The sequence below is a fragment of the Acrocarpospora catenulata genome (assembly GCF_018476525.1).
GTDB lineage: Bacteria > Actinomycetota > Actinomycetes > Streptosporangiales > Streptosporangiaceae > Acrocarpospora > Acrocarpospora catenulata.
The window spans coordinates 18,929-31,399 of record NZ_JAHCST010000014.1; the positions used below are offsets into that span (position 1 = coordinate 18,929).

At 69.9% G+C, this 12,471-nt stretch carries 14 protein-coding genes; 11 read left to right on the forward strand and 3 right to left on the reverse strand.

Translation table 11 applies throughout. From position 1 onward, the window contains the following. The first annotated feature begins 349 nt into the window (after nucleotides 1-349). Complete coding sequence (locus tag KIP79_RS16755) at nucleotides 350-1,099, forward strand: DUF4118 domain-containing protein (RefSeq protein WP_214105750.1); 750 nt, start codon at nucleotides 350-352, stop codon at nucleotides 1,097-1,099. On the opposite strand, the gene KIP79_RS16760 is transcribed toward KIP79_RS16755, so the two are convergent. From KIP79_RS16760 to KIP79_RS16770, 3 genes are all read right to left on the reverse strand, one after another. Continuing rightward, nucleotides 1,100-2,497, reverse strand: a complete 1,398-nt coding sequence (locus KIP79_RS16760) for a sensor histidine kinase (protein ID WP_214105751.1) — start codon at nucleotides 2,495-2,497, stop codon at nucleotides 1,100-1,102. It abuts the gene before it with no gap. A gap of 198 nt (nucleotides 2,498-2,695) precedes the next feature. After that, nucleotides 2,696-3,430 (reverse strand): hypothetical protein, encoded by a 735-nt coding sequence (locus KIP79_RS16765; protein WP_214105752.1) that lies wholly within the window; start codon nucleotides 3,428-3,430, stop codon nucleotides 2,696-2,698. Beyond that, a complete protein-coding gene (locus KIP79_RS16770; RefSeq protein WP_308169756.1) occupies nucleotides 3,427-3,978 on the reverse strand; it encodes an RNA polymerase sigma factor in 552 nt (183 codons plus the stop codon). The genes KIP79_RS16765 and KIP79_RS16770 overlap by 4 nt, the downstream gene beginning before the upstream one ends. A 172-nt stretch (nucleotides 3,979-4,150) precedes the next feature. Between KIP79_RS16770 and KIP79_RS16775 the strand changes: the two genes are divergently transcribed. The 10 genes from KIP79_RS16775 to KIP79_RS16820 all read left to right on the forward strand — a co-directional run bounded on the left by KIP79_RS16775 (nucleotide 4,151) and on the right by KIP79_RS16820 (nucleotide 12,463). Next, nucleotides 4,151-4,357, forward strand: a complete 207-nt coding sequence (locus KIP79_RS16775) for a hypothetical protein (protein WP_214105753.1) — start codon at nucleotides 4,151-4,153, stop codon at nucleotides 4,355-4,357. Between the two features lie 46 nt (nucleotides 4,358-4,403). After that, on the forward strand, nucleotides 4,404-4,820 hold the full coding sequence (locus tag KIP79_RS47020; protein WP_250213354.1) for a hypothetical protein: 417 nt from the start codon (nucleotides 4,404-4,406) through the stop codon (nucleotides 4,818-4,820). 215 nt (nucleotides 4,821-5,035) lie between these two features. After that, on the forward strand, nucleotides 5,036-6,277 hold the full coding sequence (locus tag KIP79_RS16785) for a cytochrome P450 (protein ID WP_214105754.1): 1,242 nt from the start codon (nucleotides 5,036-5,038) through the stop codon (nucleotides 6,275-6,277). Further along, entirely contained in the window at nucleotides 6,274-6,495 is a 222-nt protein-coding gene (locus KIP79_RS16790) for a ferredoxin (protein ID WP_214105755.1), read from the forward strand. Before KIP79_RS16785 ends, KIP79_RS16790 begins: the two co-directional genes overlap by 4 nt. A gap of 2 nt (nucleotides 6,496-6,497) precedes the next feature. Further along, a complete protein-coding gene (locus KIP79_RS16795) occupies nucleotides 6,498-7,643 on the forward strand; it encodes an acyl-CoA dehydrogenase family protein (protein WP_214105756.1) in 1,146 nt (381 codons plus the stop codon). Between the two features lie 62 nt (nucleotides 7,644-7,705). Further along, the gene (gene glmS / locus KIP79_RS16800; protein WP_214105757.1) at nucleotides 7,706-8,170 is read left to right on the forward strand and encodes a methylaspartate mutase subunit S; all 465 of its coding nucleotides are present in this window, start codon (nucleotides 7,706-7,708) and stop codon (nucleotides 8,168-8,170) included. Next, nucleotides 8,163-9,638 (forward strand): hypothetical protein, encoded by a 1,476-nt coding sequence (locus tag KIP79_RS16805; RefSeq protein ID WP_214105758.1) that lies wholly within the window; start codon nucleotides 8,163-8,165, stop codon nucleotides 9,636-9,638. The genes glmS and KIP79_RS16805 overlap by 8 nt, the downstream gene beginning before the upstream one ends. Then, complete coding sequence (locus KIP79_RS16810) at nucleotides 9,622-10,392, forward strand: citrate/2-methylcitrate synthase (RefSeq protein WP_214105759.1); 771 nt, start codon at nucleotides 9,622-9,624, stop codon at nucleotides 10,390-10,392. The genes KIP79_RS16805 and KIP79_RS16810 overlap by 17 nt, the downstream gene beginning before the upstream one ends. 2 nt (nucleotides 10,393-10,394) lie before the next feature. After that, nucleotides 10,395-11,594 (forward strand): ATP-grasp domain-containing protein, encoded by a 1,200-nt coding sequence (locus tag KIP79_RS16815; RefSeq protein WP_214105760.1) that lies wholly within the window; start codon nucleotides 10,395-10,397, stop codon nucleotides 11,592-11,594. Continuing rightward, on the forward strand, nucleotides 11,591-12,463 hold the full coding sequence (locus KIP79_RS16820) for a succinate--CoA ligase subunit alpha (protein ID WP_214105761.1): 873 nt from the start codon (nucleotides 11,591-11,593) through the stop codon (nucleotides 12,461-12,463). Before KIP79_RS16815 ends, KIP79_RS16820 begins: the two co-directional genes overlap by 4 nt. The last annotated feature ends 8 nt before the right edge of the window (nucleotides 12,464-12,471 follow it).

Below are 12,471 nucleotides of genomic sequence, written 5' to 3' on the forward strand. Positions count from 1 at the left end.
CATGCCACCCACTGGCCGGACGTGGAAATCTACGCTGTAAAGGGGGCGGCTCCGGCGCTGGAGTGGTCACGAGGGAGGAGGCGGGTGGATCGGCGTTCGGCTGGGAGATGGGCTGGGTCGGTCGTACAGCGTTGGTGTAAAGGTGGGCGACCAGGTGGGGCGTCGGGTTCGAGTGGGCGTGGAGGCGGGAAGGATCCATAGCCTGGGAGGACGAAGCGGGATAAATGGTGACAAACATGTTAAGTTGGCAAAAAAGGTGATATTTCTTCAGCCTCGTTCGGCCTGACGTACAACAGGGCGTCGCGCTGAGCTTCCTGCCGTGCTCGACAGCACCAAAGGGGTGATGAGGATGCCTCTCTTCTCCATCAGGGACGTGATCGCGGTCGGCGCCGCGGTGTTGGGTCCGCTCATCGTCGCGGCGGTGATAGTGCCGTTCCGGGGAGCGATCACGAACACGAACCTGGCACTCGTCCTGGTCGTCGTCGTGGTGGCCGTCGCCGCCATGGGAAACCGCTTCGCCGGAGCGGTCGCGGCGCTCTCGTCCGCCGTCTGGTTCGCCTTTCTCTACACCCAGCCGTACGAGCAGTTCACCATCTTCAAAGGTGTCGACCTTGAGACCACGGTCCTGCTGATCATTGTTGGGCTGGTGACCTCCCAGCTGGCGATCAAAGCCCGCCGGGTCAAGGTGCTGGCCGTCACCGACGCCGACTATCTCACCCGCGTCCACGACGTCACCGCGCTGGTCCAGTCCGCCGCCCCGCCGACTGTGGTGATCGACCAGGTCCAGAATCACATCACCGAGATCCTGTTCCTGCACGGCTGCCGTTTCGAGAGCGGACCCGCGTCCGGCAATCTTCCCCGCCTGGAACAGGACGGGACCATCATGATGAGCCACTGGCACTGGGATGTGGAGCGATACGGCTTCCCCGAGCGTGAGATCGAGTTGCGTGTTTTCGGGGACGGCAGCTGCCAGGGCCGCTTCCTTCTCGCCCCCACCCCTGGCACCAGCCCGTCCCGTCAGGCCCGCCTGACCGCGGTGACCCTGGCCGGCCAGGCCGGTCAGGTCCTCGCCGCCGCGTCCGCCCACCAGACGGGGTGATCAGGTCGCCGGGGCTGTCCCCTCCGAGCGCGGGCGGAGATCGTGTTCCGCGGTGGGTACGGCCCGGCCGGGAATGCGCAGGACGAAGCGTGCGCCGCGGGGGCTGTCTTCGAGGGTGAGGGTGCCGCCGTGGCCTTCGGCGAGCTGCCGGGCGATCGGCAGGCCGAGTCCGGTGCCGCCCGCGTCCTTTCTCCGGGAGGCCTCCAGGCGGGTGAACCGCTGGAAGATGACCTCTCGCTTGTCGGGAGGGACGCCTTCACCGTCGTCGCACACCGCCAGCACGGCTGTGCCGGAATCGAGGGCCAGGGTGACGTCGATGGCGGACTCGGCGTGGCGTTCGGCGTTGTCCAGCAGGTTGTTCAGCAGCCGGGTCAGCCCGATCCGGTCGCCGTCGACCAGCACGCCGGGGGTGAGGCGGGGGAAGATCGGGACCCTGCGTGGGCGCCGGCCCAGTTCACCCGCCACCAGGCCGGTCAGGTCGATCGTCTCGCGGTGGCCGGTGGCGCCGGCGTCCAGCCGGGCGATCTGCAGCAGGTCGGTGACGAGGGCTTGCAGGCGTTCCACGCTGTCCAGCAGCTTCTCCGCCGTCAGCGCCCAGTCGGCCTCCCGGGGGTCCATGAGAGCCTCTTCGATCTGGGTGCGCATCGCGGTCAGGGGGTTGCGCAGGTCGTGGGAGGCGTCGGAGGCGAAGCGGAGTTGCCGCACGACGGCCGACTCTGCCCGGTCCAGGGTGCGGTTGGCGGTCTCGGCCAGCTCCCGCAGTTCGTCCTGGTATTTCGGCACCGGCACTCGATGGCTGAGGTCGCTTGAGGTGATCTGGGCGAGCTTGCCGCTGATGGCGCTCACCGGGGCGAGGGTCTGGCCTACGGTCCGGAAGACGCCCGCCGCGGTTGTGCCGACCAGCAGCAGCCAGCCGGCGGCCAGTGGGATCAGCAGTTGCGGGCCCACGTACCAGGGGACGTCGGGTACGGCCATGTCGACCTGCCACACGCCGTCGGGGCGGTGGAAGGGGTTGACGACTATGATCTTGCATTTGCCGGGGATCGCGGGCACGTGGCATGACCTGGTGGTGGCGTACGCGTCGACGTCCGACCGCAGGGTGGTCATCGGTGGTTTGCCCGCTATGTCCGGCGAAGTGGCGACTACGGCGCCGGTCGAGTTGAACACCTGGAATGACCCGTGTGTCGGGATCTCCACCAACAGGGGGGACATCCCGCCGCGCATCTGCCTGGCCGCGTTCACCGCTTCGGCGACGAGGTCTCCAGTGCGGTAGTCGATGGCGGCCTGGCGTCCCGCCATCAGGATGAATACCGCGGCGACGGTGCAGATCAGTGCCATGACGGCGGTGGCCACCGCGGTCAGACGGGTCCGGATCGACAAGCGATGCCACGCGCTCACGCTGACCACCCCCCTCGTGATCAGACTCAGCCTCGAGAACCGGCTTACCGAATCCCTTACCAGTCGGGGGGAGACTCACCGCCAAATGTCGGCAAACGTCAGCACCTATAGCAGGGGCAGGGCCTGCCGGCCGAGGGAGGAGGGTGTTGCCGCGGCCAGGGCCGTACCGGCGATCCTGGCCGCGGCTCCACGCGCGGGTCAGCTGCCCGGGGGCGGGAACGCTTCGGGGTTCTTCTCGGGGTCGCCGATGTCGCCCCACCCGGGGTTGTCGGTGAGTACGCACTCGCCGACCGGCCCGTTCGCGAGCTGGAAGGAGAACGACCAGAGGACCTGCGGTTTCGCGGGGCCCGAGGTCTGGCCGGAGGCCTCTATGAACTCCATGACCGCCGTCTGTCCCTGCTTGATGCGGTCGGGGAAGATGCGGACGCCTCCTTTCGGCTCCATAGTGAACGCCTGCCTGGAGGGGGAGTTGGCAAGCTTCTGTCGTGCCGCGGCCAGGACCTCCGGGTCTGGGCTGTTGAGCTCTTCCAAGGCGACGTCCGGATCGGCGCTGGTGAAGTTTCTTGAGCACATTTTGCCGGGAGGGGTGAACCAGATCTGGGCCTTGACTCCGAGTTCGGCCAGGTCCCGCTCCAGTGATTCCGGATCGCGGAACTCGTTGATCTTGACGTGGATGGACCCGTCCGGTTGCCTGGTCACGGCGTAGGCCGGGTTCTCCGCCCCGGTGGCCAGCGGGATGATGATCAGCGCCGCCGCGGCGGTCCCGGTGACCGCGGCGCCCGCCAGCAGGCGTCGCCGCAGCGGGGAACGACCGCGCTGCGGCTGCGTCGCCACGATCTCCTCAAGCAGGTCGTGGACTCCCCGGCTCACCGCGGGCTCGGCGGATCCGGCGGCCGGATCGATGGCGGACACCATGCGGTCGATCTTGCTCATCGGTGCTCTCCGCTCAGTACGGTCATCACGGGGAGTTCGTCTGTCGTGTCGAGCAGCCGGGCCAGGCGCTTCCTGGCCCGATGCAGGCGTAGCCGGGCGGCGGTACTGCTGCAGCCGAGCACCGTGGCGATCTGCGGTCCGGTCAGTTCCTCCCAGCAGGCCAGGGCGAGGACCTCCCGGTCGGCGGGGGGCAGGGTGGCGAAGGCGGCGCGGACGGCGTCGGTCCGGGGATCGGCGGGCGCCGTCTCCTGGCCGGCGGCCAGTTCGTCGCGGAGCCGTGAGGCCAGTGCGGTGCGGCGTGTTTGCCCGCGCCGGTGGTTGGCCAGGACGCGGCGTGCCGTGCCGTAGAGCCAGAGCACGGTGGCGTCCCCGTCGGGGACGTCGTCCAGTCGCCGCCAGGCGGTGAGGAAGGTTTCGGCGATCACGTCTGCGACGTCGTCGACCGAGTCGGTACGGCGTAACGCGTAGCGATGGACGGCCGGATAGCAGGCGAGGTAGAGCGCCTCGAAACGGTCGCGCGCGCCGGGGGGCACGCGTGGATCCTGCACGTTGTCTCCTAACCAAGAAGGTGCCAGAACACCTCAGTAGATGTCCGGCACCTCAGGAGGTGTTTCCTCCCTTGATCAGGTGAGCCGGGTGTCAAGGGGCCCCCGTAGCAATCGCGGAAAATCCAAGGAGCCTACCTCTGACCTGCTATTACTTGCCGCCGCCGCGGTGGTCATGCATCTGGTCAAGCTTGTGGTTTTCGGCGCGGCCGCAGTCTTGACCGCCACCAGTGCGTTGACCGGCGTGGCGCTCGCCCCGGCCTCAGCCATGGGAGCCTGGGCAGGGAAGAAGATCGTCGACCGGCTGCCGGTCGGTGTGTTCGTCGTTCTGATCGAGGTGGGCCTGGTCATATCAGGGCTTCTCCTTGTTGTGGGCGGATGAGCGCCGCTCCCCAACGATCGCGTGAGGATGTCTCGGCGGGGGTGGTGTGCGCCCCGCGGTGACCGGAGGCGGCGGCCTCATCACAGCCCGCGAGCACCGCGCCGCCGCTGTCGAGGCCGCCGAGGAGCTCGGCGACCCCGACCTCACCGCGCGGGTGATCGGCGCCTACGACGTCCCGGCGAACTGGACCCGCTCCGACGACCCGGAGCAGGCTGGCCGGGTGGTGGCGGCCGCTCAAGCCCTGTGGCTGGCGCCCGACCCTCCGCATGACCTGCTCGCCGAGGCCTTGTGGGCGCTCCTGGCCCAGGCCGCGCTGGTGCTGTCGGACCGCCCCACGCTGGAGCGGGCACGGGCGGCTCTGCTCCCGGCCGGCGACGAGCTGGCGGGCGCGGCGAGCGGCCTGATCAGCCTTGGCCCGGTGACGGACATCCTCGCCGCTCTGCCAGCCGCGCCCGCCTTCTGAAGAGCGACCGGCCTCCTTCGCGCGGCCCAAACAGCCGGGCAGGCCCGCAATCGTCAGCCGTCCCGGAACTCAAATAACAGCAGTTCAGAGGTAGGTTCGTTGGGTTTTCCGCGATTGCTGCGGGGACCCCGTCAAAGGGAGAAAGCTCCCGTGAGCCCTTGACGTTCTTGTCTCAAGTATACAGAATTCAAAGCGCACGCCGGGAAAGGAACACTATGTCTACTGAGACCGTGCCGGCCGCCGGGACCTACCCCAGCCCAAGGGACGCCCGTTGTCCCTATGAGCCGCCGAAGGCTTACACCGGCGGGCCCGAACAGCAGCCCGTACGGAAAATGCGGCTGTGGAACGGCGACGAGGCGTGGGTGGTGGCCGGATACGAGGAGGGGCGCATGCTGCTCGGGGATCCCCGGGTGAGCGCGCGGCCCGACCTGCCTGGGTATCCGCACGTCAGCCCGGCTCTGGCCGGGTACCGCAAGAGCGGCCTGCAGACGTTCAACAACAAGGACAACCCAGAGCACAACGTCGAGCGACGCATGTTCACCAAGTGGTTCACGGTGAAGCGGATGGAACGGCTGCGCCCGCGCATCCAGGACCTGGTGGACCAGGCGGTCGACCGGTTGGTGGCCATGGGCTCACCGGTGGACCTCGTCGAGCACTTCGCGCTGCCCATCCCCTCTCAGGTGATCTTCGAGCTGCTCAACGCGCCGTACCGGGACCACGAGATCGTCGAGCACGAGACGCACACGATGTTGTCGTGGCGCTCCTCGGCCGAGGAGTCACGGGCCGCCTCGCAGCGTCTTCTCGACTACTGCTACGGCCTCATCCGGGAACGCGCGGAGAACCCGCGGGCCGACGACGTGCTGTCGCTGGCCATCTCCGAGCACGTCACGACCGGTCTGTGCACCATGGAGCAGCTGGCGGAGGGCACCCGCCTGCTGTTCCTGGCGGGTCACGAGACGACGGCGAACTCGATCGCGATGTCGGTCCTGGCGCTCATCGACCACCCCGCCCAGCTCGCGGCGTTCCGCGACGCGCAGGACCCCAGGCAGGTCGCGCTGGCCGTCGACGAGCTGCTCCGCTTCGCGACGATCGCCCAGGCCGGCCGGTGCCGGGTCGCCCTCGACGACATCGAGGTCGGCGGCACGACGATCCGGGCGGGGGAGGGCATCGTGGTCTCCAGCGAGGCCGCCAACTGGGACCCCCGGGTCTTCGAGCGACCGGCCGAACTCCGCCTTGACCGGCCCAATGCCAGGGATCACGCCGGCTTCGGCCACGGCACCCACCGGTGCATCGGGGAGACCCTGGCGGAGATCGAGCTGCAGATCGTCCTCACCACCCTGTTCAGCCGGCTGCCTGACCTGCGCGTGGCCGTCCCGCGCGACCAACTGCGCTACAAGACCGACCACACGATCTTCGGCCTGTACGAGCTGCCGGTGACCTGGGGTGATCCGAAGTGAGGTTCCAGCTCGGCACCGCCGGGGAGCTGACCGTCGACCGGTCCCTGTGCATCGGCAGCGGCCTGTGCGTCCTCACCGCCGGCGACGTCTTCGGCCAGGACGACGATGACGGCCTGGTGGAGGTGGCCGTCTCCGTGATCGATCCCGCGACCGCCGACGACGTGATCAAGGCAGCGGACGGTTGCCCGTCCCAGGCCCTGCGGTTCCTGGCGTCCTGACGATGAGACGTACGATCTTCGGCACCGACCACGACGACTTCCGCGACATGGTCCGCTCCTTCGTCGCCACGTCCGTCGCCCCCCGGGTCGACGAGTTCGTCCAGGCCGGTGCCATCGCCCGCGAGGTGTGGCTGCGGGCGGGTGAGCTCGGGCTGCTCGGCCTGCACGTTCCCGAGCGGTACGGCGGGTCCGACGCGCCGGACTACCGGTTCATGGCCGTGGTCCTGGAAGAACTGTCCCGCGTGACGGTGGCCCTGGGTTCGGCGTACTCGATCCACGCCGACATCGTGGCCCCCTACCTGCTGCACCTGACCACGCAGGAGCAGCGGGAGCGATGGCTGCCGGGTTTCTGCTCGGGCGAGATCCTGACCGCCATCGGGATGACCGAGCCGTCCGGCGGCTCCGACCTCGCGGCCCTGCGCACGCGTGCGGTCCGGGACGGGGACGGCTGGCGGCTCAACGGCTCGAAGACGTTCATCACGAACGGGACGACCGCCGACCTGGTCGTGATCGCGGCCAGGACCAACCCGGCCGAGCGCAGCCGGGGCATCACGCTCTTCGGGGTCGAGGCCGCCACTCCCGGCTTCACCCGGGGCCGGAAGCTGGACAAGGTCGGGCAGTCCGAGGCGGACACGGCCGAGCTCTACCTTCAGGACGCCTGGGTGCCGGACGGCAACGTGATCGGCGCCGTCGACTCCGGCTTCCAGAGCATGATGGCCTGGCTGCCGCAGGAGCGGTTGTCGGCGGCGGTCGCCAACGTCGCCCATGCCGCGCAGCTGTTGGAGGAGACGATCGCCTATGTCAAGAACCGCCGGGCCTTCGGCCAGAGCGTCGGGTCCTTCCAGCACAACAAGTTCCTGATCGCCGACCTGGTCACCCGGGTCGAGGCCACCCAGGCGTTCGTGGACCAGGCGATCATGGCCCACGTCCACGGCGAGCTGACGGCGGTGGCCGCGGCGAAGGTCAAATGGTGGTCGGCCCAGGTGCAGAACGAGGTACTCGACCATTGCCTCCAGCTGCACGGCGGGTACGGGTTCATGAACGAGTACCGCGTGGGACGCGCCTGGCGCGACGCGCGGGTGACCAAGATCTGGGCGGGCTCGAACGAGATCATGAAGGAAATCATCGGGCGAGACCTGGGTCTCTGAGCGCCGTCCTTCACACACATGGTCTGTATTCAAGATACAAGGCTTCGGAGGGAGTTGAAGTGGTGACAAGCGTCCTGAGGGGCGTCCGCGTGGTCGTCGGCTCGATCGGCGACGACATCCACGTCGTGGGCATCACGCTGCTGGGGCACGCCCTGCGCAACGCGGGCGCCGAGGTGATCCAGATGGGGATCCAGACCTCTCCCGAGGAGTTCGTCGCGGCCGCCGTGACCGAGGACGCCGACGCCGTGTTCGTCTCCTCCAGCAACGGGCACGCGGGAATCTTCTGCCCCGAACTGGTGGCAGGACTCCGCCAGGCGCAGGCCGACCCGATCCTGTACGTCGGCGGCAACCTGTCGGTCAGCGCCGCCACGCCCTGGCACGAGGTGCGCCAACGCTTCGAGGAGATGGGCTTCGACCGGGTCTATCCGCCACGCACGCTCCCCGACCAGGCCGTCCAGGATCTGGCGGCCGACCTGCGGGCACGCGGGAACGCCGGCCTGCCGGAGCCGGGGAGCCAGGATGCCTGACCAGCCCTCCAACGACATGCTCGACCTGGAGGAGTTCCAGGCGCAGCGCGCGTCCCTGTTCCGCCGCCAGCTCGGCCGCGAGCCGTACGACCTGGCGGAGGCCTGGGAGTTCGCGCGGCCCAACGCCGAGCGCCGCGGCATGGCCGCGACCCTCGCCCGGGCCAAGTCCGCGGGGGAGACGGTGGTCATCCCCCGCGCGGGTGTCGCCCACTGGGACGCCCAGCTTGAGCTGATGCGCACGCTGTCGGCGGCGGGCGCGGGCGTCGTCCCGATCACGGTCGACAGCCTGACCCGCTCCCTGAGGTTCGAGGACGCGGCCAAGGCCCTGGCCCAGAGCACGCCCGACCGCTCCGTCCTCAACGGATATCCGCTCGTGGCCCACGGAGTCGAACGGACGCGGGAGCTGATCTCCGCCGTCGATCGGCCGGTCATCGTACGCGCCAACGCCATCGACCTGCGGATCGTGGCCGAGACCGCGTTCGCCTCGGGGGCGACGGGATTCGTGTCCGGCCCGATGTACGCGACCCTGGAGTACTCCAAGCTGGGCTCCCTCGCGGAGTCCATCCCGAACTGGCAGTTCATCTTCCGGCTGATGGGCGAGTACGCCGCCCACGGCGTCCCCATCGTCGAGGACGCGATCGGTTTCGCGCAGAGCGGGACCTGCTCGGTGCCCGCCCTGATGCACGTCGGAGTCGTCCTGGACGCGCTGATCATGGCCGGGCAGGGCGTGAAGCACATCGTCCCGTACCAGATGCTCCAGGGCCATGTGGCCCAGGACGTGGCCGGCTGCATCGCGGTGGGCACGCTGACCGACGAGTACCTGGCGAAGCTGGGCTTCGGGGACGTGCGGACCTACGTGGCCAGCAGCGACTGGAACGGTGCCTTCCCCGCCCGCGAGCCCGACGCCTACGGCCTGCTCGCGGCCAACGTGTTCGCCTGCGCGATCGCCCGCACGCCCGTCAACTACGTGAAGACGATCGAGGAGGGCATCGGCGTGCCGACCGCGGCGGCCAACGCCGCCAGCATCCGGTTCACCCGTTACCTGTCCCACCTGATCTCCCGGCAGGCCGCCTCGCTGATCTCCCCTGAGGTCGAGTTCGAGCTCGAACTGAATCTGATGGAGGCGCGCGCGATCCTGGACGCGGTCCTGGACATGGGGGACGGCGACCCGGTCCGCGGGTCGATCTCCGCCCTGGCGGCCGGCGTGCTGGACATTCCGTTCTCGCCGAACGTGCACGTGCGCGGGAACGTCCTGCCCGTCCGCGACGCCGACGGCGCGGTGCGTTTCCTCGATCGCGGCGCGCTCCCGCTGCCCGCCGCCGCGCTGCGGCTGGAAGCCGAGCGGCTCGCCTCCCGCCGCGCGCGCAGCGGCTCCGGCGAGCTGTCCTACCAAGACGTGATCGACGACCTGTCCTTCCTCGAATTCGAGGAGCCGACCCTGCCAGAAGGCGGTGACCCCCATTCCTGACCTGAGTTCCTGGTCGACCTCGATCACCGACGTCGAGAACAGTTCGATTCGCTACCGCGGTGTCCCCATCGAGGAACTGATCGACGACGGTGACCTGGCGGCCACACTGTGGCTGGTGCTGTTCGGGGGAACGCCCGACACCGGCTCCGCCGACGCGCTCCGCCGCGCCCTCATCGCGGCCCTGGACCACGGGGTCTCGGCCCCGTCCACGCTGGTCGCGCGGGTGACCGCCTCGACCAGGTCGGCGGTGCCTTTCGCGGTGGCCGGCGGCCTGATGGCCTTCGGCGGTCCTGCGCACGGCGGCGCGGCCGAAGGGGCGGCCAACCTGTTCGCCGAGATCGCGGCCTTGGACGACCACGAGGCCGGCGCCCGCGGTGTGGTGCGGCGGCTGCTGGAGCGCGGGGAGCGCTTTCCCGGGTACGGGCACCCCTACCACTCGCGGGACCCGCGGGTTCCCGGCCTGCTGGGCGGCGTGACCGAGGACCGGACCCACCGGCGGATCGCCCGGCTCTGCGAGACGGCGCTGCGCGAGCAGTCGGGGCGTGACCTGCGGATGAACGCCGACGCGGCGGTGGCCGCGCTGCTGCTGGACGCCGGGCTCGGCACCGCCGACATCACCCTGGTCACCGGGCTGGGCCGGGCCTTCGGGCTGGCCGCGCACGCCCGGGAGGAGCTGATGGGGGAGAAGCCCTTCCGCGCCCCGTCCCTGGACACGGTCCGTTTCGTGTCACCCGCCAAGCAAGAGGAAGCGTAGCGATGACGAAGTTGCTCGAATACCAGGTGAAGGAGATCCTCCGCGAGGAAGGGATCGCGACGCCACCCGGGCTGTTGTGCCGTTCGGCGGCCGAGGCCCGGGAGGCGGCGGCGCAGCTGGGCGGCCGGGTGTTCGTGAAGGCGCAGGTCGCGGCCGGGGACCGGGCGGCGGCGGGCGGGGTGCGGTCGGGCGCGGACCCGGCGCAGGCCGAGGCGATCGCCGCCGAGCTGCTGGCGGCCACCATCCAGGGGATGCCGGTCGAGGCCGTGCTGGTGGAGGCCGGCATCCAGGCCGAGTGGGAGGGGTACGCGAGCGTCTCGATCGTGGAGGGCCCTGCGCGCCGGGTGCTGCGCTTCTCCCGCTCGGGCGGGACCGGGTTCGACCCGGCGCGGGCGGCCTTCCAGCTGGAGTTCGACGCGCATCTCGAACCTCATGTGATCCGGCGGGAGCTGCGGCGTACCGGCCTGGCCTCGCAGGAGCTGCTGGAGGTGACGCGGACGCTGTCGGCGATGGTCCGGTGCGTGGCGCGCTGGTCGGCCTATGTCCTGGAGCTGAACCCGATCGCGCTGACCGCGCAGGGCCTGGTGGCGCTGGACGGCAAGGCCGACATCGACGACTACTCCAAGGCGCTGATCCCGGACGCGGCCTACCTGGAGGCGGTGGAGACCGACCCGCGCGAGCGCCTGGCCCGGGAGTTCCAGTCCCGTGACCACCGGGGCAGCTTCCGCTACGTACAGTTGCTACCCGAAGGGGCGACGGCCGCGGGTCGGCCCCGGGTCGGCTCGCATTCGGTCGGCGGGGGCGAGTCGATGGTCGTTCTGGACGCCCTGGCCGCGGTGGAGCTCGCGCCCACCAACTACTGCGACACCTCGGGATCCCCGTCCGCCGAGAAGGTCGCGGCGGCGGCCGAGCTGGTGGCGGGCCAGCCGCACATCGAGGGCGTGCTGTTCTCGACCTGCATCGCCAACCAGCCGCTGGCGACGACGGCGCACGGGCTGGTCGACGGCTGGGAACGCGCCGGTTGGCGAGGGCCCAGCGTGGTGCGCTTCGCGGGCAACCAGTCGGAACAGGCGCGGGAGATCGTCGCGCGGTGGGGCGAGGGCCGCGTGGACCGGCTCCGCGTCGTCGGTGAGGAAACCGACGAATGGACGGCGGCGCGGATGCTGCGTGACCTGATCGAAAGCGAGGAGCAGGGCCGATGAGTTTCTTGGTGGACCGGGGCACGCGTGTTCTCATCCAGGGGGTAACCGGCCAGCTCGGCGGCTACGTCCTGGAGTTGATGGCGCGGGCCGGCTACCGGGCGGTGGCCGGGGTCACGCCCGGCCGAGGTGGCACCTCGGTCGGCGGGGTCCCGGTGTTCGACACCGTCGCCGAGGCGGCCGACCAGACGGGGTGCACCGCGTCCCTGGTGCTGGTTCCCCCGGCCGGGCTGCGGGACGCGGCGCTTGAGGCGATCCACGAGCGGATGGACCCCATCGTGCTCATGGTCGACGGGGTCCCGCTCAACCTGTCGATCGAACTGCTGAGCCGGGCGCGCGAGAGCGCGGTGACGCTGATCGGACCCAACAGCCCGGGAATCATCAGCCCGGGCCAGTGTCTGCTCGGGGCCCTTGATCCCAGCAGGTTCGCCCCGGGTGAGGTCGCCGTCATCTCGCGCAGCGGCGGGATGATGTCGACGATCGCCGACAACCTGGCGCGTTCCGGCATCGGCACCTCCACCTGCATCGGCATCGGCGGCGACAGCGTGATCGGCATCGACATGCCCACGGCGGTCACCCTGGCGGAGAAGGACCCGGACACCCGGGCGATCGTGATCTTCGGCGAGATCGGGACCACCCAGGAGGAACGGCTCGCCGAGCTGATCCGCAAGGGCCAGGTCGGCAAGCCGGTCGTCGCCTACATCGCGGGCGCGGCGGCCCCGGCGGGCATCCGCTACAGCCATGCCGGCGCGCAGGCCGACGGACAGGCGGGAACCGCCGTGGCCAAGATGGCGACGCTCGCCGAGGCGGGGGCCCACGTGGTCGAGCGGTACGTCAGCATGGGGCAGCTGACCAGGGAATTGTTGAAGTGACGCACGGG